Source organism: Flectobacillus roseus (genome assembly GCF_030056595.1).
GTDB classification, from domain to species: Bacteria; Bacteroidota; Bacteroidia; order Cytophagales; family Spirosomataceae; genus Flectobacillus; species Flectobacillus roseus.
The window spans coordinates 1-22,144 of record NZ_JASHIF010000003.1 but is presented as its reverse complement, the minus strand read 5'-3'; the positions used below and the strand labels follow the sequence as shown (position 1 = coordinate 22,144).

Genomic DNA, 22,144 nt, shown 5'->3' with positions numbered 1-22,144 from the left:
ATTACTTGTTACTGATAGAGCGTAATTTTACACGTGCTTGTTCCACCGAATTCTCATCTGGTAGCTTATCAATGATAGAATTCAAGGTTGCTTTTGCTTGGAAATAATTCTCCATTCCAATAAAGTCATCTGCCAATAGCAAAAAGGCTTTACCCATTACTGGTAACGATACCCCTGAAAACTCATTGTTAAACTTATTCATAATCATTTCACTTGACTCTTTATATTTTTTCTGACTATAAAGCATTCTTGCTAGCATAATTTGGCACTCACCTGCGTAATCATCTTTTGCCAGAGCTACCCCTTGATTAAATGAGCTTAATGCCGAGCTGTTATCACCTATTTGTAAATATCCTTTACCCATATAGTAATAAGCCTTTGTTTTTTGTGCAACAGTAGCCTCTGGTAATAATACCATTTGTTTTGAGTAATAGATCGTGGAGTCATTTTTCGGTGTGTTGAAATATGAATCCATCAAACCTTGTATCGCAGTTTGATTATCCTTACGATCTGTTGACATTCTTAAAACACCGCGATAGTTAGTGATCGCTCTTGAATAGTTATTATTTTCAAGCTCTAATTGCGCTGCCTTAGAATAAGCTTTCGAAATAGCTTTATATTTATTATCTGCAATCACAATATAGTAATTGCGGAGAGCATCCATTTTATTTTTTTGCTTAAAATAAGATTCTGCAATTAAGAATTTTGCTTCTGGAGTATCTGGTGAATCTGGATAGTTACGAACATATTCTCCCAATGCTATTAGGGCGTTATCGTAAGCATCGTCGTAATACAGTCCTTTGGCTTTTTCAAATTCTTTTTCTCTCAAACTCGTATCATTTGGATTTGCCTTGGCGTACAAAGCTTTAATCTCAATGTATTCTGGAGAGCTAGGATCCATCAACTCATTCAAACCTGCCATCGCTTGTGAAGCATAATTAGAATCATTGATATAGTTTCTTAACAAATACTTATAATCGGAAATGGCACTTTGGGTTCTACCTATATTTTGGAAAGCCGTTCCTCTACGCATAATCGCATAAGGAACCAAGGCACTTTGAGGACGTTCTAAAATTAATCTTGAATAATAGGCAATTGCTTTTTCACTACGTTCTGCAGACATTTCATTATCTCCTAAATCTCGCAAAGCAGTTTCAACGTATTTCGATTGAGGGAATATACGAACCACCTCCTCTAGGGTAGTTTTGCCATTCGGATCATTTAAAATATTTTGAATAGTTCCTTTTTGGTACAATGCATAGTCCTTATTAGTTTTAACAGTCTGATAAGCCTTATCATACGCTTTGAGCGCCTGAGCATACTGACCCTGAGCTACATAAGAATCAGCAATACGTAAAAGTGCATCATCAACATTGCCATCGGTTCCTCCTCGTTGGTAATATTCATTGAAATAGGCATTCGCCTCCGCAGGATTGGTCGACAAATAAATATATCCTAGGCTGTAACGACTTTTTTGTTGATATTCTGGTAAGGTTGGAACATCTTTATCTGTGGCTGCAATTACTTTTTTGTACAAATCAATCGCAGCTGCATTTTGGTTCAGACCAACCAATGACTCCCCTTTCCAGTACATAGCACTGTATTTTAAATCACGAGACTCAGGGGTACTCAATGACTTATCGAAAAAGGTGAGTGCCTCCGCGTAGCCATCTTCGTTATATTTTTTAACCGCTTGATTAAAGGCAATTCGCTGATATACAGCATTTACCCTTGGTGTTCTTCTACGCAATTTTTCCACAAAATTAAGTGCTGCCAATAAATTATTGGAAGATAGGTACGCCTCACAAAGAAGTTCATTGGCTTCATCTTCAAATTTTGAGCCTGGATACTGAGCAATAAACCCTTCAAGCGCTCTCACAGATTCACTCGAACGACCCAAGTCCAAAAGTACTTTCCCAACATTAAAAGTTGACTCCTCTTGAACAGGCTTATTAAATGACAATTTACTTGCTTGGTCAAAAGCACCTAATGCTCCAGTAAGATTATTGACTCTTTGATAACAAATCCCTAAAACGAAAGAAGCATTTTGTCCCAAGGTATCTTTGGGTAAAGCAACATTTTTAAGTTGATCTGTTGCAGCGGAGAATTGATTAGTTTTATAAAGACTATATCCATAACGGTACGCCACAACTGGCATCATACCTTGTGATTTATAGTTTTTGTAAACGCCATAATACGTTGCGGCTTTTTCGTAATTTCCTTTATTGAAATATACCTCCGCTGTTAGCAAGGCAATATCATCGAGCTTACGTCCTTTTTCACGAAGTACTCTTTCTGTATAATCGAGCATTTCGTTATACTTGCCTTGGCGATAATAGGCATTAGCAATCCATCCGGGGATTTCGGCTTTATACTGAGTAGAGTTTTCAATAATTTTAAAACTGCTGATAGCCTCCTCATAATTCTTATTCTGAAATTGAATAGCTCCTGCGTAGTACGCCGATGGAGGCCCATAAGCTTGGTTCTGACTATCACGAAGACGAGTAAATACCGTTAGGGCTTGTGCATACGACTGTGTTTGGTAATAAGCAATCCCTAAATGATACTGAGATTCCTCATCAGTTTTGGCAGTTTTACTTAAATAGTCTATGGCCTTACCATATTCGCCGTTATCAAAGAAATAATTTCCAATTTCTCTGAAAAGGTTACTTGCCACAGGATGTTCGGGGTATTCACGAACAAATCGGTCGGCAAGGAGCTCGGTATCAGCACGATCTAGGTATAAGCTACACATCACGATGAAATACTTCGCCCAAGCCTGATTAGGGTCATTTTTGTCTAAGAAGTTTCGGTGCTCAGAGAGATAGAGTTCAAATTCGGCACGAGCCGCTTCAAAGCTTTTGGATTCATAATACTCTTGTCCGTTTCTAAAATGAATATTGGCTTCATTATAGTTAAGCGTACTCTGCGCAAAAATTTCATAACCAGAAATAGTACATGTAGCCGCAACGGATAAAAATACAATCGAAGGTAATTTTTTCATTAGATATGTTTTTTATTGGGTATCTATGTTTGATTGGGATAATAGATTAGCCAAATTTTACTTGTTTCAAAGGCGAGGCTTTGTTAGTTTCACGTTTTAAAAACGCAAAATTCATACGTTAAATTATGAAAAAAATCTCAATTTTCGCTATCTGTTTACTGTTTAGCGTAATTTCATCAGCTCAAACTAATAAGCTACAATCCAAGATTGCCTATGCGCTTTCTATGGAAAAACCTCAGTCTCACTACTTTGATGTTGTGATGAAATTGAAGTCTCTCGACGCCAAGATGAAACAGCAAGGTTTCGTCGATGTAAAAATGGCAGTCTGGACCCCAGGTTCTTACCTTGTACGTGAATACGCCAAAAATGTAGAATCAGTCACTGCTTCCTCGGCCAATGGTCCTTTGTCTTTAGACAAAATCAACAAAAATACTTGGCGTATCAAAGTGAATGCCTCCACTCAGGAAGTAACGCTAAAATACAAAGTTTATGCTTATGAACTGTCCGTTCGTACCTCGTTTTTGGATGATTCTCATGGCTATCTTAATCCGGCAAGTGTATTCATGTATGTGAATGAATGGAAAGCTCTTCCTTCAACTTTAGAAATTACGCCTTACAAAGACTGGTCAACTATTTCGACTGGCATGAAAGAAATTTCTAAAAATACCTTCTTGGCAGATAACCTCGACATTCTGATAGACTCTCCTATCGAGATAGGTAATCAAAAAGTTTTAAACTTTGATTTAGCAGGTGTTCCTCACAAAATTGCCATGTATGGCGAGGCAAAGTATGATGCTGAAAAAGTAACTAACGACATTAAACGTGTTTGCGAAGCGGCTAAAAGTGTGGTAACCGAACACCCTTGTAAGGACTATACTTTTTTGATTCATAACCTTGCTGCTGGAGGTGGTGGTTTAGAACACCTTAATTCTACTACTTGCCAAACTTCACGTGGTGTGTATGAAAATGAAAAATCATACAAAGGATTTTTAAGTCTTATCGCTCACGAGTATTTCCACCTTTGGAATGTAAAGCGTATTCGTCCAAAAGCATTAGGACCTTTCGACTATGAAAACGAAAACTACACGCACATGTTGTGGTACTCTGAAGGAGGTACAAGTTTTTATGAAAATTATATCCTCCGCCGTGCAGGTATTTTCTCTCCTGAAGAATATATCAAATCGTATATGGACGATGTGAATACCATCGAAAACCAACCGGGTAATGCTATTCAATCAGCAGCTGAATCTAGCTGGGATGCGTGGATTAAATATTATCGTCCAAACGAAAACTCTCGTAATAGCACGGTATCTTACTATGACAAAGGTGCCGTACTAGGAGGTATTTTGAACCTAGCAATCTTGTCTTCGACAAAAGGCGAAAAGAACCTCGATGATTTAATGCGTTATCTTTATCAGAACTACTACAAAAAACTAGGTCGTGGTTTTACCGATGAAGAATTCATGAAAGCTACTGATATTGTTGCTGGAAAAGATATGTCCTCTTTCTTCAAAAATTATATCTTCGGGACGGAGTCTATTCCATATAATGTATATTTAGCGCCTGTAGGTTTGAAAATCGTAGATACCAATGCTGATAATACAAATGCATTCCTTGGTGCTGACTTAAGAGCTGGCAAGATTTCTTCAGTAAGAAGAGACTCTCCTGCTTACAATTATGGATTGAATGTCAACGATGAGATTTTGAGCATCGATGGTCAAAAAGTTGATGATCTGACAAAAGTAATTGCTTCTAAAAAAATTGGTGATGTAATCGAGGTAAAAGTAAAAAGAGATGGTTTAGAAAAAACGTACTCAGTAACACTTGCTAAAAACCCTATTAAATCTTATAAGCTGGAACCAATAGCTGATCAAACAGAACAGCAAAAAGCACTTTACAAAAAATGGATGTTTATCCAATAAGTCATTCATAAAAAAAGCCCTGAGTATTCAGGGCTTTTTTGTTAGTAGGGATTCAAAGCATTATGCAAATCGCCATACATATCTTCAAAGCGTTTGACCACTTTATCTACAAATTCTTCTGTAAACAATTCTCTTACTTCTGATTCTCCCGAAACTTCCGTTTCTGAAATTTTAAAAGTTTGTTCTAAATCAGCCGTTTCAAATTTTACAAAATACTTGTTATTCCATTTGTATAGGGAAACCTTACATTTGGCATTAGGAATTTCTCCGATAAAGTACATGACTAAGCTTCTTCTTCAACGATAGTGATACTGATGATTTTATCTCCCTGACGAATTTGATCAATTACGTCCAAACCTTCTACTACTTTACCAAAACATGTATGTCTACGGTCAAGGTGTGCAGTATTGTTACGGCTATGACAAATAAAGAACTGAGAACCTCCAGTATTTGGTCCACGGTGTGCCATTGACAAAACACCACGATCATGATATTGGTTATTTCCTGTCAATTCGCATGGGATTGTATAACCAGGACCACCAGCACCAGTTCCAGTTGGGTCACCACCTTGGATTACGAAGTCTGGAAGTACACGGTGGAAAGTTACGCCATCATAAAATCCTTTTTTCGATAAATCAACAAAGTTTTTTACGTGGATTGGAGCATCCTCCTCGAAAAACGTTATAACCATTAGACCTTTTTCGGTCAACATTTCAGCTTTTAACATACTATAATCAATTGTTAATGGATGAGAAAACAGCAATTGTTTTTTGCAAAGTTAAGGCATCTCTTCCATTTCTTTAAACATTTTACTCATTTGTTTCTTCTCAGAGGATTTCTTCACATTCGTCGGTCTTTCAAGCAAAATACTGTAATTTTGAGTAAATGTACATTAATGCATAAATCTCAAATTCAATGAAAGGTAGAAAGCTATTCCCAATCATCATGGCTGCAGCTATGTTGTGTCTTGGGTCTTGTGGAACTGATAAAAATGAAGAAGCTATCAAGTTCTTCAAGCGTGGTAATTTCAAACTAAAAGAACAAGAATATAACGAGGCCATTCATTGGTATGGTGAAGCGCTGAATAAGAAACCAGATTTTGCTGATATTTATAACAATAGAGGCTTGGCCTACCAAAAAAGTGATAAGCCTGAGAAAGCGCTAGAGGATTTTAATAAGGCCATAGCTGTGGATAGTAAATTCTGGGAGGCTTACTATAATCGAGCAGAATTGCTATTTAACCTAGGCAATTATCAGGAGGCTATCCAAGACCTCAACAAGATCGGAAAGGTATACAAAGATTCAAGTTTTTACTATGTTACGCTAGGAAACATCAAAACTCAAACGCAAGATTATTCGGGGGCTACTGCTGCTTATGAACGAGCTTTGGTACTTGACCCTAAAAATGCCGAAGCCTATACCAATCACGGGTATTTGTACTTTGAACAAAACAATTATCCTTTGGCAAAAAAGGATTTCGAAAAGGCATTAAGTATTAATCCCAAACAGCACTTTGCTCTAAACAACCTAGCTTTTATTTTGAGTGAAGAAGGAAAATATAAAGAGGCTTTACCTTTGGTAGAAAAAGCGATATTTCTCAAACCTGCTCAAGCTTACTATCTCAACAATAAAGGATATATCTTACTACAACTAGGGAAGTTAGATGAAGCAAAGGAAACTATCGATCACTCCTTAAGAATAGAATCTGAAAATGCGTTCGCTATTCGTAACTTAGGTTTATATTTCCAGAAAAAAGGAGATACCCAAAATGCCAAAGAGTATTTTGAAAAGGCTAAAAAACTTAACCCTAATATTTCAATTCAATAATCAAAAAATCCCTAGTGACAAAAATGTTGCTAGGGATTTTTTGATTATTGAAAAATTCAGAAAAGGCTTCAGTAATAGGTCATTTTCTTACTTTGCTAACTAATTTGTTTTCTCAAGTCCATTTTATACTTAAATCTGAGCAATATTAGAATAGTACAAAAACAAAAAGTATTATGTCGGCATTTTCTTTACTAAGCATTAAAATAATACAAATTTTACATTTCCTAAAAATTTATTAAACTTCAATATTCGGCATTATATTACTCAAAAAACAGCCTTTTTGCCATTTTTATGCCTAAACAAAAGCCCTGAGAATCGCATATTTGAGCTTGTTCTAGGTATAATTACAGCTCGTTCGATTCTCAGGGCTTATGTATTTTAGGCTTCAGAAGGCTTTAAACTATAAAGTTAGTTTTGAATTTCTTAAAGAACGCTGTATTCTCTACTGAGTTAGTATGGATTTCAAAAAGTCTGGCACGATTCGAATTTTGTGGAATTGTAGTCAGGATATTTTTAAATTGCTCAAAATTCGTAGCTGATAAATATTCCATGTTGGATTCTTCGGCAGTTAGCTTTGCTGTCATTTTTTGAGCAGTTTCAAAAAATGGTTCAAGCTCTGGTTGCTGACTCGGACCATCAATCATTCGGAAAATTCCTCCCCCACTATTGTTCTCTAAAATAATGGTGAGATTCGATGGCAAGAAATTATTCCAAAGCGCATTACGGTCATAGAAAAAAGCCACATCACCAACTAAGAGATATACTTGAGCATCTGTCGCCAAAGCTGCCCCAACGGCTGTACTCACACAACCATCGATTCCACTCGTTCCTCTATTCGCGAAAACTTCTACCTCGTTGATATTGGGTAAGTGCAGGTAATTTGCATATCTCACTGCCATCGAGTTGGCAAGATGTAATTGCGATCCAGCAGGAATATTTTCCATCACTTTATAATACGTCGAGAATTCATTCCATGTGTCGCTATCGCGCAAAACTTGATGAATATATCTCGAAGACTTTCTTTCGAGATTAAACCATTGTTCTTGGTAGGCAAAGGACTTTTCTTCATCTCCCATTTTATAAGCTCTCATATCTAAGCTTTCAAACAGTTCTTTGAAAAAGTCTTCAGGCGCAATTGACACTATATCAGTTAGACTTTGATAAGTGTCTATCACATGCGTAGAGCTTTGTACATGCCAATGGGCTTCAGGTTTATGTTTTCTAATAAATTGTTTCAATGATTTTGAAATCACAGATTTACCAAAAGTTATCAAAAGCTCTGGAGCATAGCTCTCGTCTATCTGTCCTAAGTACAAATCATGATTTGCAATGAAATCGCCTTTTGTATTGGCAATCAAATCTCCAACGACCACAAATCCAAACTCCTCTTGTAAACCTTGTAAAGCTTGGTTAACCTCAGGGTTAATAGCATCTTGTCCAGCAATAACCATCACCTTCGAATAATCTTCAATTTGAGAAAGTAACTCTTCCCAAGTCTCTTGACTCAAGCTAGCCTTTGCCGAATGCTGGCGAATATTTCTTGGACGTTCGAATACAACCTGTTCTTCAGCTGAAGGATAAAATGGCTCGCGCAATGGAATATTTATATGCACTGGTCCTTTCGGAAAAGTATTGGCCGTATTGATAGCCTCATTCATCACACGTTCGATATGCCAACGAGCATCAGAGTGCGAATAATCTGCTCCTACCTGATAGGAAGCCTTTACATGTTTTCCGTAAATATTTTCCTGATAAATGGTCTGTCCATCATGTTGATGTATCCATTCGGTCGGTCTATCTGCCGTCAGTATAATTAAAGGTATTTCTTGAAAAAAGGCTTCAGCCACCGCAGGTGCATAATTGTATGCGGCCGATCCTGATGTACAACAAATGGCCACAGGTTTATTTTTCACTTGCGCCATTCCCATGGCGATAAATGCAGCCGAACGTTCATCTGATACCGATAAGGCATTTATCTGCGGATGTCTTGCCAAGGCAATAGTCAAGGGTGCATTGCGGGAACCTGGGGAAATTATCGCATCAGTCACATTTTTGGTAACCAGTATTTCCGCTATATTAATAATGGGTTGTAAAATTGCCATATATGGTTTTGGTTCTCTTGTTTTGTTTTTCTATTTTGATGGGTTACATATTAGAATTATTAGTCCATATAAGCTTTCCATCAAAATCTAATTTATATTTTGTTTGCTCGAAATCTGTTAGTAAAATCCCATCAGGTAAAATAGATATTGCTTTTTCTTGGGTAAGCGACACAAAAATATCTTTTCCACTAAAACTCCATTTTATGTTTCCTTCTAGATTAACTAGGGTTATATTCAATTCACCGTGAATGAGATAATCCTCTTGGCATTGAAAAATTTGAAAACAAGTTATGTCATCTAACTTCATATTCCATACTAATTCTAAACTCGGTAGAGACAGACAAAATACGGAGTCTCCACAGCAAATCAATATATTTTCCGATGCAATTATATACGAATATTGAGTGATTGCTGTTGCACCACCTATCCCTATAATAATACAACTATCAACTAGCTCTTTATGTTGATAAATTTTAATTCCGATTTTACTTGATGATACTTGACTTCCATCCCTGTTACTATATTGTTTTGTATAAGAAAACATATTATCGACTGAATCAACCCTATAAATTGGCTCATCAAGAAGTTCAAGCATTAAATCAGAAATTTCAAATCTTATCATTTTATATCTTCTTCACTTTTATACTCAAAGCATGCATCGTGGTTGTTATTAGGAGAAAAAGACAGGACTATAATATTTGTATTAATACCTCTTCTGTTTTTGTATCAAAAATCAGTATTCCCTCATCAGTACTATTTAATTGTGCCGCTAAAACTCCATCATTTCTCCAGATAGCACTTTGTCCATCACTTTCAAAATTATCGCAAAATCCTAAATAGTTCGACAAAAGCACTGGCATTGAAAATTTCTTTGCCATTGCTGAATAATGCGTCGTTGCCTTATTAATGCCAATCTGTGATTTAGCAACGCTGGCTACATAAATTTCAGCACCAAGCTCAACGCCTGACTCAAAATGAGAGAGTAATAAACTTTCATAACAAATAGCTGGGACAATCTTTTCACCATTAACAGTAATAGTAACTTGATCTTCTCCTTTTATGAAATAAGAATATTCATCTGAATGTAAATGTTGCTTCGAATATGCTTTTCTGGGTCGGTTAGGTTGAAAAATAAACAAGCTTATTTTCATTCCATTACTCACCTTCTCAGGCATTCCAATACCAATCGTAATATTATTGTGGTCACTAATTTCTTGAAAGACATCAAATTGTTTATCCTCCAAATGAGATGCTAATGCTAGAGCAAGCTTAGGCTCATAACTGGTGATTTGATTGATAGTTCAGGAAAAAATATGGCGTCAGCTTTATGCGAAATAGCTAGATGAATTAGTTGTTGGTGCTTTATAATATTTGAATATGTATTACCCTTATATGGTCGTAATTGGGCTACAGCTATTTTCATAATTATATCAATGACTTCCTTTTGTTAACACTCTCACATTACTATTCTACTGTGTACTTTTTCTTTAGTATTTCCCATAAACAAAAAGAGCCTCATAAATGAGGCTCTGAAAAGGCATTGTAAGCAATTAGCCCAAATAAGTTTTGAGCGCTTTGCTTCTTGATGTATGTCTTAATCTACGAATTGCTTTCTCTTTGATTTGACGTACACGTTCGCGAGTTAGGTTAAACTTCTCACCGATTTCTTCCAAAGTCATCGCATGCTCACCATTCAAACCAAAGTAAAGCGTCACTACGTCTGCTTCACGTTGAGTTAATGTTGATAAAGCACGTTGTACTTCACGACGAAGTGAGTCGTTAATCAAGCCGCTATCTGGTTTGTCTTCGCCATCATTTTCCAAAACGTCTAACAAAGAGTTTTCTTCTCCTTGAACGAATGGTGCGTCCATAGACACATGGCGACCAGAGATTTTCAAAGTGTCTACAACCTCTCCAGTAGTGATTTCGAGTACTTCAGCTAGTTCTTCTGGTGTTGGCTCACGTTCAAACTTTTGCTCCAACTCAGAGAACGTCTTTGAAATTTTGTTCAAAGAGCCCACACGGTTGAGTGGCAAACGCACGATACGTGATTGCTCTGCCAAAGCTTGAAGAATTGACTGACGAATCCACCATACCGCATAAGAAATAAACTTAAATCCACGAGTCTCATCAAATCTTTGAGCTGCTTTAATCAAACCAAGGTTACCTTCATTGATAAGGTCACCTAAGCTTAAGCCTTGGTTTTGATATTGCTTAGCAACAGACACCACAAAACGAAGGTTCGCTTTGGTCAATCTTTCCAAGGAAAGTTGATCTCCTTCACGAATCTTCTGAGCTAAAATAACCTCCTCCTCTGGCGTTAGCAAATCTACCTTGCCAATTTCTTGCAAATACTTATCGAGTGATTGTGATTCTCGGTTGGTGATCTGCTTACTAATTTTTAGCTGTCTCATATTAGTTACTACCTCTTAAAGTTCTTAGTAGGTTAACAATTAGGAATAAAGAGTTTTTTGAGGAGAATATACAAAAACAAGTTGTTACAATATTCTTTAGCTCAAATAGCACTTCCTGAAAAGTATATACCAAACAGTTATATAAGTGAAGAATATAACTGTTTGGTAGGAAACAAATTTAACAATATAGTTTAATTCGTTATAAAAATAACGTAAATAACCTCAAGTTCGTTCTATTTCTTCTCAGGCTTTGGCAACAAAACTTTTCTTGACAAACGGTATTTACCTGTTTTCTTATCAACTTCAATCAACTTCACTTTTACTTGCTCTCCGATTTCAAGTACACCGTCCATTGTTTCAAGACGTTCCCATTTGATTTCAGAGATATGTAAAAGACCGTCTTTACCTGGCAAGAATTCAACGAATGCACCGAATGGCATGATTGATTTAACAACGCCATCGTATACTTCACCTTCTTCAGGAATTGTTACAATTCCTTTAACCATTTTAACGGCGATATCCATCGCTGCTTTGTTCGCAGAGAAGATTGATACATAACCGCCATCTTCTTTTTCCTCGATAGTTACTGTCGCACCAGATTGTTTTTGAATATCTTGAACAACTTTACCACCTGGCCCGATTACCGCACCAATTTGCTCTTTCAAGATTCTGATTACAGTAGCTCTTGGAGTTTGTGGTTTGTAGTCGCTACGAGGCTCAGCAATAGTCTCTTGCATTTTACTCAAAATGTGTAAACGACCTTGTTTTGCTTGTTCCAAAGCTTCTGTCAATACTTCGTAAGACAAACCGTCAACTTTAATATCCATCTGACAAGCAGTGATACCTTCGGTTGTACCTGTTACTTTGAAGTCCATATCACCTAAGTGATCTTCGTCACCCAAAATATCAGAAAGTACTGCATACTTACCTGTTTTAGGATCTGAGATTAGGCCCATCGCAATACCAGAAACTGGCGCTTTGATAGGTACACCCGCATCCATCAACGCAAGCGTTCCTGCACATACAGTCGCCATTGATGATGAACCATTAGATTCTAAGATATCTGATACGATACGAATTGTATATGGATTTTTAGCATCTGGAGGCAATACTTTTTTCAAAGCACGCATCGCTAAGTTTCCGTGTCCTACTTCACGACGACCAGGAGCACGGTTTGGTTTTACCTCACCTGTTGAATATCCTGGGAAGTTGTAGTGCAACAAGAAACGGTTGTATCCTGATACCATTGCTTGGTCTACAATTTGCTCATCTAATTTTGTTCCAAGAGTAACCGTCGTAAGTGATTGAGTTTCTCCTCTTGTAAAAACAGCTGAACCGTGTGGAGTTGGCAAATAATCAACCTCACTTGTAATAGTACGAATTTCGTCAAGTTTACGACCGTCCAAACGATAACGTTCGATTAACACTAATTGACGAGCCGCTTCCTTCTCGATATCGTGGAAATACCATTTCGCCAAGCTTTTGTTTACGGTAGAATCCTCTGGTAATGAAGCGAAGTATTCGTCTTCGATAGCTTTAAAAGAATCTCTACGTCCTTTTTTACTCGGATTTGCTAATTTTGCAACCTCATAATAGCGATCGAAATAAGTATCCCATAAATATTTTCTTAACTCTTCGTCGTGATTTTCATGTTTGTACTCACGTTTTTGAGTTTTTCCAACTTCTGCTTCAAGTTCTTTCAAGGCAACGCACTGGTGTTGAATAGCTGCATGAGCCAAACGAAGCGCTTCAAGCATTTCTTGCTCAGAAACTTCATTTGCTTCACCTTCAACCATCAAAATATCATTGGCATTAGCTGCTACGATAAGCTCTAACTCTGCATCCTTCAAGATTGAAGTTTCAGGGTTAACGATATACTCACCGTTAATTTTAGCAACACGAACTTCAGAGATAGGACCGTTGAAAGGAATATCTGAAACTGCCAAAGCTGCTGCTGCTGCAAGACCAACATAAGCATCTGGTAACACTTCAGCATCAGCAGAGATCAAGTTAATCATAACTTGTGTATCTGCATGAAAATCAGAAGGGAAAGTAGGACGTAAAGCTCTGTCTACTAATCTACTTACCAATACTTCATAATCTGACAACTTTGATTCTCTTCTCAAGAAACCTCCAGGGATTTTACCAGCAGAAGCAAACTTCTCTTGGTAATCTACTGAAAGAGGTAAAAAATCAACACCGTCCTTTGGTGTTTGGTTAGCAACAACCGTTGCCAAAAGCATCATATTTCCGCTTCTCACTACAACAGCCCCATCGGCTTGCTTCGCGAGTTTGCCTGTTTCAATGGTAATTTCTTTACCATCAGGCATTGTGATTTTTTTCGTAATTACGTTAAACGCCATAAATTGTTTGCTTATTACCTTTTACGCTACTATTATATCAACGAAATGTAAAAGGATTTTGTTGGATTTGCAGTCATTAATAGTGAATCGTCAATTGCCAATAGTGTAGTTTGATGATGAATGGCTGCTTCACGATTAACATAACTATCAACTATTAACGAAGACCCAAATAGAAGAGAGGAAGACGATCTCCGTCTATGCAATCAGGGAACCCTATTAGATAGAATTCCCTGTTTGCTGAAAGTAAATTACTTTCTAATGCCAAGCTGAGCAATGATAGCTCTGTAACGCGTAATATCTTTCTTGATAAGATAGTCAAGTAAGCTTCTACGCTTACCTACCAATTTCAAAAGACCTAAACGAGTAGAGTGGTCTTTCTTATTGATTTTCAAGTGTTCTGTCAAATGATTGATTCTGAAAGTAAACAATGCAATTTGTGACTCAGCAGAACCAGTATCGATTTTAGACTTCGAGTGACCTTTAGATTCAAAGATCTCTTGCTTTTTTTCTGAAGTTAAATACATCTTCAACCAGTTTAAATTAATGAATTTTTGTAAACGTGCAAAAATAGGAATTTTCTTAGTTATTTGCAAATTTCATCCCGATTTTAGAAAATATTTTTCTTAATGTTGCTTGAGAACCTATTTTTTCCTTCAATTTGGCCATTGCCATCACATAAACATCAGATTCAAACAAACGTGAATCATGGCGAGCCTTATTAAAGAAATACATGCCTATCGAAAATAATATCAAATTGGAAGTCCAGGCGCCTACTTGTACCATTACTTTTCCTTCTTCAGAAAGCTTCTTGCCTTGTTGCGTCATTACATAAGAAAGAATGAAGAAAAATATGGCCACAACGACTGGCATTCCGAATCCGCCTTTCTTAATAATGGCTCCCAAAGGTGCTCCAATCAGGAACATAACGAAAATGGCAATCGAATCCGTAAATTTCTGATGCCAAAACCAATTGGTTTTACGCAAATCTTCATTTTTAGAAGTAATGGTAAATACATTGCTTTCGGCAAATGAAATCATATTTTTTGCTTGAGAAACCGCAAAATCTAAATGCTCATAAGGATTAGGCTTAATTTTTTTCGTAATTATTTTACTCACCCAATTCCCTTGGTTTTTCATGATCGCCTTCTGCTCTGGGGTAATAGTAGCTGGCAAAGATTTTAAACTATATATATAGTATGACTTCGCAGCCTCAAAAAAGTTTTTTCGGTAATCTGTTGTTAGTCGTGATAACGAATCGGCATCTTTTCCCAATTGAAGCACGTTTCTCATAATTTGATGGTGCTTAAATTGATCTTCCTCGGTTTTGTGCATATCAAACGCTGACATACTCATAACTACTTTACTTTTAGAAAAAGAGTGAGAAACGAAGTCTGTGGCATCAGCTCCAGAAGACCTATCAGCATCGTCCACATAATCGTGGCCATTGTAAAGCTCAAAAACAAGATACTGCTTGTCCATAATGGTATACATCAAAGCCGAATCTGCAATAGTGACATGTTTATTGCCATCATTTTTGGAGTGATCATAAATGATGACGCCTTTCAAGGATTTACCATTAGGAAATTTCTTATTTACTTTAATACTATAACCAGGTAATTCATTGTAAAAAATACCTTCCTTAATATTCAGAGTTGTCTTAGTAGTTTTTATGTCATATAGCAAACGATACCCTTTGAGGTTTGCCCAAGGCCAAAGTACATTATTAAACCAAAATGAAAAACCTGCTACTAATACTGCCACCACAAACATCGGACGTAATGCTCGACTGATAGAGATACCTGCACTTTTGATAGCGGTGAGTTCGAAAAATTCTCCAAGCTTACCAAAAGTCATTAGCATGGATATCAACATGGCCAGAGGCAATGCAATAGGAATGGTAATTAGACTAAAATAAAAGAATAATTCAAAATATAACTCCACGCCCAAGTCTTTCCCGAATAAATCAGCAAAATAAACCACGATTAGGCGCATCAAAAATATAAATATTACAACAGTCAGGGTTAATAAAAATGGTCCCCAAAAAGCCTTGAGGATAAGCTTATCTAGTTTTTTCATACATCCACAATAATTTGCATCGCAAAGTTACCATTTCTTGAGCAATATTTTAGTCAATTAAACCGAGAGACAAAATTATACCATGATGAATTTTCTAAGGGCTTGGTCTGTCTACCTGATTTCTTTTCAATCAAATTAACGAAATCTGTTGCGAAGAATTTTAATGTTAAAATAAGTTTTAAGAAACTTTAAGAATTAGGAAATCGCTAATGCCATGACAATGAATAGCTTTACTGTAAAAATTGGATATTTCTCATAATTAACTGTTCTCTGTAAATACCTACAAAGGGTATCTAGAAAAATATTCAAGATACCCTTTGTATTATACGTAATCCCGAAAGATTATTCTCTTAAAAGTTCCATCTTCCAAATAATCCTCTTTGATAATCGGAGTAAGCCTGATAAATCTCTTCCTCTGTGTTCATTACAAATGGTCCTTGTGAAACTACGGGCTCATCAAGTGGCTTACAATGCCCCAGTAATATATAAGAATCCTCTATTGCATCAAAAGACACCATACCTCCTTGATATTCAAACTCTACTAGATTTCGCTTTTCAATCGAACGACCATTCATTCTAATATTTCCTCTAACAACATAGAAGAAGATTGTATCCTCAGCAGGGATATCCATACTCCAAGTAGAACCTGCTGCGCAACTTACTGTGGTAAAAGTGACACCAGTCACAGATTCAAAAGGACCTTGTACTCCTGCTACGTTGCCTGACAAAACTTGTACCAAAACGCCATCTTTAGTAATTGTAGGAATATCCTCTTTGTCCAAACCTTTGTATTGAGGTTCCATCATTTTATGGGAGGCGGGTAGGTTAATCCACAATTGAAGTATTTCAAGAGGCCCTCCTTCCTTCATAAACTCTTCTGAAGAAGTCTCTGCATGGATTAACCCCTTTCCAGCAGTCATCCATTGAACCCCTCCTTGTTTCATTACACTGCTGTGTCCAGTGCTATCTTGGTGTTTGATATCACCATCCAATATGAAAGTTACCGTTTCCATTCCTCTGTGTGGATGAGGACCAAATGGTAAACCTTGATTGTTTTTGGGATATACCTGATACCCATGATGATTTAAGAAAAGAAATGGATCCAGATAATCTAAGGTTCTAGTTGGTATTACCCCATAAGTTACCAAATCACGAATGGGTGCATAATGAGGCTGATGAATTTGTTTAATATTTCTCATATCTTTGAAGTGCGAAACGCATGTTATATTTTCTTAACTAGAAAAAATGCCATTCAGTTTCATTGTAAATAGGTAAACATCTTTAATAACGCCAAATGAAAACTCCATTCTTCAAAGCCGCATCATATCAGTGTGCACTTTATCCTTTTATTAGTATCGTATTATTCGGTTATGAGGCTTATTTGGCACTTTATGCCCATGATGCATTCTTTAGACCTTTTTTTGGGGACTTTATTGCGGTGATATTTGCGTATACATTTTTGAAGTGTTTCTATTATCGCACAAAGCAATATGATAAGCAACTAGCAGCTGGAGCATTAGGAGTAGCTTATTTTCTAGAACTGTTACAAAAAATTAATTTTCTAGAAAAAACAGGATTAGCAAAGTACAAAATTATGTCAATGCTGATTGGAAGTGCCTTCTCATGGCTTGATATCCTAGCATATACGCTGGGATATTTGAGTATTATGCTCTTTTTGAAGAGAAATCATACTCGCTAAAATTAAAATGCTAGTTGGCAAGATTATTTCATATCTCATCAACTAGCATTTGGGGTTACCATTAGTTACCTACGATTTCTTTCAATTTAAAAATTAAATCTTCCCATAGTTCAGTCAACTCCTCTTCATCCGAATTTGCAGAATAGTCAATGATTTTTAAATAGGTTGAGCCAGTCAAATCACTAACATCCATTTTGAACTCGAGATAATTATGATCACGGTCGTCGGGGTTAGAAGGAACAAAATCAAACTTTGCGGATTTATTTAATCGTAATTGAGACAATTTGGCAATGTGACTTTCACCATCCCAAACAAAGTCGAAAGTAGAGCTATCCTTCAATGTTACTTTCTCCGCAAACCACTGCTGCAAACCCGAAGCAGAACTAACATACGGGAACAAAACTTTAGGAGATGCTCTTAATTCGAACTCAATAACAAACTTGTGCTTACTCATACGCAAGAATTTAAATTTACCTTTTTGGCAAAGGTATAATTATCTAGATAATATGCAAGTATTTATAACATCTTTACTCCTCTACGCCTAAAAATAATACACAAACAACTGTAAATCAAACACTTAAAATATAACACTATAATTTAACGTAAAAAAAATATTTTCACTTTTTTTGCTTTACATAATACACTGAATACCAATAAGTAACCATATACGTTACGAATTATTTTCAGAAAAATGCTCTAAATCACTTGCCTCCGATAGAATAATTGTCTAATTTTGCATCACGAAAAACAAGGCGGGGTAGCTCAGATGGTTAGAGCGTTGGATTCATAACCCAAAGGTCGGCAGTTCGATTCTGCTCCCCGCTACTAAATTTTTACAATTTGCCCCTTGGCGGGGTAGCTCAGATGGTTAGAGCGTTGGATTCATAACCCAAAGGTCGGCAGTTCGATTCTGCTCCCCGCTACAAGAAAAGCCTTTCTTTTACAGAAAGGCTTTTTTTTTATAAAATCTTGTAAATTAGCTTCAAATTCTTGTCGTATTTACAACCAGTATATCCCCAATCTGTTTCCCTAATCTTATAACACATCATGGCAAAACCCGAATTTGATGATATTTACATGGAATTGGCTGTAAATATCGCCAAACGTTCACATTGTATTAAAGCACAAGTAGGTGCTGTGTTAGCAAGAGATACTCGTATTATCTCGATTGGTTACAACGGCCCACCATCGGGTACACATAATTGTGATGAAGAATTTCCAGAACATGGATGTGCTCGCGACTCCAAAGGAAGTTGCTCCTTGGCACTCCACGCCGAACAAAATGCCATTCTTTTTGCTGCCAAAAATGGTTCTCAAGTAGATGGCGCCACTTTATACGTGACATTATCGCCTTGTATTGCTTGTGCAAGAATAATTTTCTCCATGAAAATCAGCAAGGTGGTATTTCTAGACTCATATGCACAATATAAGGGATTAGCCGCAGATGAAGGGGTTGATTTTTTGAGAAAATTTGGGGTAGAAGTGATTCAATATGACAAAAATCGACTGTCTCATTTGTTTAAATAAACAAAAAAGTCGCATAGCTCACACTATGCGACTTTTTTGTTATCATCAGTATTAATGATGAACACCACCTTCACCATGAACGTGACCGTGGTCTAATTCAGATTCAGTTGCTTCTCTTACGCTCAAGATAGCTCCACTGAAAAACATTTCTTTATCAGCCAAAGGGTGATTGAAGTCCATTCTAACAAAATCTTCACCAACTTCGATGATTTGGCCCTGAAGACGGTTACCACGATCGTCAGTCATTGGAAGGAAGTTACCAACTTCTAACATTTCCTCAACTAACTCGCCATCTACCTTGAAAATATCTTTTGGTAATTCTACTACCGCTGAAGCATCATACTCACCGTATCCTTCTTCAGCAGGAATTGAGAATTCAAAAGTATCTCCAGCTGAAAGACCAGCAATTTTATCTTCGAAAGCTTCTGGCAAACCACTCATGCCGTGGATAAATACCATTGGGTGCTCCTGCTCTACTGTTTCTACTAACTCACGGTCACCATTTTTGTCTGTCACTGTTAATTGATAAGTCAATGACACAACTTTAGCGTTTGAAATTTGCATTATATCTAAGTGTTTGGTACCGATGCGAATATATACTAAAACAAGCTATTGCTATCATCGGCAAGAGTTATAACTTGTTTGAAAGAATCTGGATGAGTCTTCGTTTATTTTACAAACGTAATCTTTTTTCCTTAACTTTATAAGGTATCAACATCAAAATTCTTTAAAAAGTTGAATTACTTATCACATATATATTTATCTGGGGATAATGAAGACATTATTCTTGGAAATTTCTTGGGTGATTATGTGAAAGGTCACCTAAGTAAACTACATGATTCATCTTACAATAAGGATATCATTTTGGGTATAGCCCTTCACCGTCAAATTGATTCATTCACAGATCAACATCCCATCGTAAAACAAAGCATTAGCAGAATCAGACATCGGTATCATAAATTTTCGGGTATTGTGATTGATATGTTTTACGATCATATTTTTGCCAAAAACTTCCATCAATTCTCTGCTATCGAATTAGAAGATTTTAGTGCCAATTTTTACCAAATACTTCAAAAACGCGAGGATGAACTTCCTGCAGCACTCGATCGAATGATTATTTCCATGACCTCCAGGGATTGGTTGACTAACTATGCCAATTTAGAGGGATTAAAATGGTCATTAAAAGGCATTTCTTCTCGCTTAAAATATGAATCGGGCATCGAGAACGCCACAGAAATATTAACTTCTCAGTATCAAGAGTTTGAAGAGGATTTTTTTCAGTTTTTTCCAGAAATACAATACCATTGTCAAAAATTTATCGAAAATCCCATTTTCTAAAATCTCTGGAAAATTAATTTGTTCAACAAGATACCTAATAGAAATCAAACACTTGATGTTGTATCTTTGTAAAATAAGAGTCCAAGCCCCAGAATAGTATGCCGAAATTATTTGCAGAGGTATTTAAAGAAGTAAAGAAAAAACACTTTCAACCTATTTATTTACTCCACGGTGACGAACCGTATTTTATTGATAAAGTAGTAGACTTCATCGAAGAAAATGCCCTATCGGCTGCCGATAAGGGTTTCAATCAGTATATTATCTACGGCAAAGACCATACAGTACCAAGTATTATGTCCTATGCCAAGCGATTTCCAATGATGTCTGAAAAGCAGGTGGTCATTGTGAAAGAAGCGCAAAGCATTCAAGGAATTGAGCAAAAGGATATGCAAGCTGTACTTGAAGGCTACGCCAAAAACCCATTGGCTTCAACTATTTTAGTACTGGCGAGCAAAGATTCAGTTGACGAACGAAAGGCTTGGGTCAAAGCAATAGATCAATCGGGTACGGTTATGACCTCTAAAAAGATGTATGACAACAAAATCCCAGACTGGGTAATTGAACATTGTCATGAATCTGGGGTGAAAATTAGTCCCAAAGCAGTCCAGATGCTGGTAGAAAATGTTGGGAATGATTTAAAGCGATTGGCTTCCGAAATTGATAAAATTGTTATTAATCTTAAAATAGACGAGGAAATCAATGCTGCGGTAGTAGAACGCTTTGTAGGAATTAGTAAGGAATATAACTATTTTGAATTTCAAAAAGCGCTTATTCAAAGAGATGTACTAAAAGCAAATCAAATTGTACAGTTTTTCGCATCCAATCCGAAAGACAATCCATTGCCTCCAATGATTCTATTGATGTATAATTTCTTCAGTAAGGTATTGCTTGCACACACGCACTCGGACAAGACGGATAAGGGATTGGCAAGCTTCTTAGGGATTAATCCATTCTTTGCCAAAGACTACGTTCAAACCATCAGGAATTACAATTTACCTAAAGTCATACAAATTATTCACGACATCAAACAAATAGAGCTACAAGCCAAAGGAATAGAGTCTAGCTCAAGCTCAGATGGCGATAAATTAAAAGAACTAACGTTTCGTATTTTGCATTAAAGTCTTCAAGGAGAGCCGCTCTAAATCGGCTCTCATTTTGTTATAAAGGAATATATTTCTGCAAAAATGTTTCTTAGCATAAAAAACTCTATCTCTGATAGTAGTAGTTGGCAAGAAAGGAGCTGGCATATCATCAAGATAACCTATCGATGGCGAACACATATTAATGAGGGAGCGGTCCTCTAGGTTATTGGCAAATACCAACCAGCGTTTACCAATTTTAGGTATTTTACCACAGCCATCCGCCTCACTATTGAGTCTCAACTTCCAGCTTCTCCCCTTATACCATCTCAAAATATTTAAAGTATAGTTCCAAGGATAATCACCATTTGAACTCTCACAAACGGCTTCAAATACATATTTATATTGAGGAAAGGCCTCTTTGGCATCCATTACGGGTGGTGGACATTCGCAGGCTTTGTTTTCAAAAAGACTTGAGAAATAGCATACAAATACAAGGCAGTAGAATTTCTTCATAATCGTTTATTTTTTGAATCATTTAATAAAGATTATAAAAAATAGTGTAGAAAAAGATAAAAGCTGTAAAACAAAAAAAGGTTCAGAGAAATCTCTGAACCTTTTGGTGATCCCGCTGGGACTCGAACCCAGGACCCATACATTAAAAGTGTATTGCTCTACCAACTGAGCTACGGAATCGTGTGATTTGGCACGTAGCCTCTTCACTATATATAAAAGAGCCTCACTCTGGAGGCGAAGGGAAGATTTGTCACTGACAATCTTCGTGATCCCGCTG

At 36.7% G+C, this 22,144-nt stretch carries 21 protein-coding genes and 3 tRNA genes; 8 read left to right on the top strand and 16 right to left on the bottom strand.

Annotated features, from left to right (window positions below):
- Window position 1 precedes the first annotated feature (1 nt).
- Window positions 2–3,004: a tetratricopeptide repeat protein gene (locus QM524_RS04405; protein WP_283343655.1), complete on the bottom strand. Its 3,003-nt coding sequence runs from the start codon at window positions 3,002–3,004 to the stop codon at window positions 2–4.
- 125 nt (window positions 3,005–3,129) lie between these two features.
- On the opposite strand from QM524_RS04405, the gene QM524_RS04400 reads away from it, so the two are divergent.
- Window positions 3,130–4,926: a M61 family metallopeptidase gene (locus tag QM524_RS04400; protein ID WP_283343654.1), complete on the top strand. Its 1,797-nt coding sequence runs from the start codon at window positions 3,130–3,132 to the stop codon at window positions 4,924–4,926.
- A gap of 41 nt (window positions 4,927–4,967) precedes the next feature.
- Here QM524_RS04400 and QM524_RS04395 read toward each other — a convergent pair whose 3' ends face one another.
- Window positions 4,968–5,207, bottom strand: coding sequence for a hypothetical protein (locus tag QM524_RS04395; protein ID WP_283343653.1), 240 nt, complete (start codon window positions 5,205–5,207; stop codon window positions 4,968–4,970).
- Between the two features lie 2 nt (window positions 5,208–5,209).
- A complete protein-coding gene (locus tag QM524_RS04390) occupies window positions 5,210–5,653 on the bottom strand; it encodes a peptidylprolyl isomerase (RefSeq protein ID WP_095165328.1) in 444 nt (147 codons plus the stop codon).
- 188 nt (window positions 5,654–5,841) lie between these two features.
- Here QM524_RS04390 and QM524_RS04385 point away from each other — a divergent pair, with 188 nt between their 5' ends.
- Window positions 5,842–6,753 carry a tetratricopeptide repeat protein gene (locus tag QM524_RS04385; protein ID WP_283343652.1) on the top strand — a complete coding sequence of 304 codons (912 nt, stop codon included), beginning with the start codon at window positions 5,842–5,844 and terminating at the stop codon, window positions 6,751–6,753.
- 395 nt (window positions 6,754–7,148) lie between these two features.
- Here QM524_RS04385 and menD read toward each other — a convergent pair whose 3' ends face one another.
- The 9 genes from menD to QM524_RS04345 all read right to left on the bottom strand — a co-directional run bounded on the left by menD (window position 7,149) and on the right by QM524_RS04345 (window position 16,907).
- Entirely contained in the window at window positions 7,149–8,855 is a 1,707-nt protein-coding gene (gene menD, locus QM524_RS04380) for a 2-succinyl-5-enolpyruvyl-6-hydroxy-3-cyclohexene-1-carboxylic-acid synthase (RefSeq protein WP_283343651.1), read from the bottom strand.
- Window positions 8,856–8,898: 43 nt separating this feature from the next.
- Entirely contained in the window at window positions 8,899–9,477 is a 579-nt protein-coding gene (locus QM524_RS04375; protein WP_283343650.1) for a hypothetical protein, read from the bottom strand.
- Between the two features lie 67 nt (window positions 9,478–9,544).
- Window positions 9,545–10,099 (bottom strand): carbon-nitrogen hydrolase family protein, encoded by a 555-nt coding sequence (locus QM524_RS04370; protein ID WP_283343649.1) that lies wholly within the window; start codon window positions 10,097–10,099, stop codon window positions 9,545–9,547.
- 14 nt (window positions 10,100–10,113) lie between these two features.
- On the bottom strand, window positions 10,114–10,278 hold the full coding sequence (locus QM524_RS25975; RefSeq protein ID WP_388047225.1) for a nitrilase-related carbon-nitrogen hydrolase: 165 nt from the start codon (window positions 10,276–10,278) through the stop codon (window positions 10,114–10,116).
- A gap of 127 nt (window positions 10,279–10,405) precedes the next feature.
- Window positions 10,406–11,269 carry a sigma-70 family RNA polymerase sigma factor gene (locus QM524_RS04365; protein WP_026995355.1) on the bottom strand — a complete coding sequence of 288 codons (864 nt, stop codon included), beginning with the start codon at window positions 11,267–11,269 and terminating at the stop codon, window positions 10,406–10,408.
- A 233-nt stretch (window positions 11,270–11,502) separates the two neighbouring features.
- Window positions 11,503–13,632 carry a polyribonucleotide nucleotidyltransferase gene (pnp, locus tag QM524_RS04360; RefSeq protein WP_283343648.1) on the bottom strand — a complete coding sequence of 710 codons (2,130 nt, stop codon included), beginning with the start codon at window positions 13,630–13,632 and terminating at the stop codon, window positions 11,503–11,505.
- Window positions 13,633–13,880: 248 nt separating this feature from the next.
- Window positions 13,881–14,156 (bottom strand): 30S ribosomal protein S15, encoded by a 276-nt coding sequence (gene rpsO, locus QM524_RS04355; RefSeq protein ID WP_095165896.1) that lies wholly within the window; start codon window positions 14,154–14,156, stop codon window positions 13,881–13,883.
- 55 nt (window positions 14,157–14,211) lie between these two features.
- Entirely contained in the window at window positions 14,212–15,708 is a 1,497-nt protein-coding gene (locus tag QM524_RS04350) for an LptF/LptG family permease (protein WP_283343647.1), read from the bottom strand.
- 350 nt (window positions 15,709–16,058) lie between these two features.
- The gene (locus tag QM524_RS04345; RefSeq protein WP_283343646.1) at window positions 16,059–16,907 is read right to left on the bottom strand and encodes a pirin family protein; all 849 of its coding nucleotides are present in this window, start codon (window positions 16,905–16,907) and stop codon (window positions 16,059–16,061) included.
- 95 nt (window positions 16,908–17,002) lie between these two features.
- Between QM524_RS04345 and QM524_RS04340 the strand changes: the two genes are divergently transcribed.
- The gene (locus tag QM524_RS04340; protein ID WP_283343645.1) at window positions 17,003–17,407 is read left to right on the top strand and encodes a ribosomal maturation YjgA family protein; all 405 of its coding nucleotides are present in this window, start codon (window positions 17,003–17,005) and stop codon (window positions 17,405–17,407) included.
- 61 nt (window positions 17,408–17,468) lie between these two features.
- Here the strand turns inward: QM524_RS04340 and QM524_RS04335 are convergent, their stop codons facing one another.
- Window positions 17,469–17,861 carry an START-like domain-containing protein gene (locus QM524_RS04335; protein WP_095165263.1) on the bottom strand — a complete coding sequence of 131 codons (393 nt, stop codon included), beginning with the start codon at window positions 17,859–17,861 and terminating at the stop codon, window positions 17,469–17,471.
- Window positions 17,862–18,158: 297 nt separating this feature from the next.
- On the opposite strand from QM524_RS04335, the gene QM524_RS04330 reads away from it, so the two are divergent.
- The 3 genes from QM524_RS04330 (at window position 18,159) to QM524_RS04320 (ending at window position 18,934) form a co-directional block, all read left to right on the top strand.
- Window positions 18,159–18,232: transfer RNA gene (locus QM524_RS04330), tRNA-Met, on the top strand.
- 24 nt (window positions 18,233–18,256) lie between these two features.
- Window positions 18,257–18,330, top strand: a tRNA-Met gene (locus QM524_RS04325).
- Window positions 18,331–18,454: 124 nt separating this feature from the next.
- Window positions 18,455–18,934, top strand: a complete 480-nt coding sequence (locus tag QM524_RS04320; protein WP_166578201.1) for a deoxycytidylate deaminase — start codon at window positions 18,455–18,457, stop codon at window positions 18,932–18,934.
- Window positions 18,935–18,985: 51 nt separating this feature from the next.
- On the opposite strand, the gene QM524_RS04315 is transcribed toward QM524_RS04320, so the two are convergent.
- Window positions 18,986–19,498, bottom strand: a complete 513-nt coding sequence (locus QM524_RS04315) for an FKBP-type peptidyl-prolyl cis-trans isomerase (RefSeq protein WP_095166089.1) — start codon at window positions 19,496–19,498, stop codon at window positions 18,986–18,988.
- Between the two features lie 171 nt (window positions 19,499–19,669).
- Between QM524_RS04315 and QM524_RS04310 the strand changes: the two genes are divergently transcribed.
- Together QM524_RS04310 and holA are read left to right on the top strand one after the other, a co-directional pair.
- Window positions 19,670–20,272 carry an acyl carrier protein phosphodiesterase gene (locus QM524_RS04310; RefSeq protein ID WP_283343644.1) on the top strand — a complete coding sequence of 201 codons (603 nt, stop codon included), beginning with the start codon at window positions 19,670–19,672 and terminating at the stop codon, window positions 20,270–20,272.
- A gap of 98 nt (window positions 20,273–20,370) precedes the next feature.
- Entirely contained in the window at window positions 20,371–21,390 is a 1,020-nt protein-coding gene (gene holA, locus QM524_RS04305) for a DNA polymerase III subunit delta (protein WP_166578204.1), read from the top strand.
- Here holA and QM524_RS04300 read toward each other — a convergent pair.
- Both QM524_RS04300 and QM524_RS04295 read right to left on the bottom strand, forming a co-directional pair.
- On the bottom strand, window positions 21,367–21,867 hold the full coding sequence (locus QM524_RS04300; protein WP_283343643.1) for a hypothetical protein: 501 nt from the start codon (window positions 21,865–21,867) through the stop codon (window positions 21,367–21,369). The two genes, holA and QM524_RS04300, sit on opposite strands and share 24 nt — an antisense overlap.
- 104 nt (window positions 21,868–21,971) lie before the next feature.
- A tRNA-Lys gene (locus tag QM524_RS04295) sits at window positions 21,972–22,047 on the bottom strand.
- Between the last annotated feature and the right edge of the window lie 97 nt (window positions 22,048–22,144).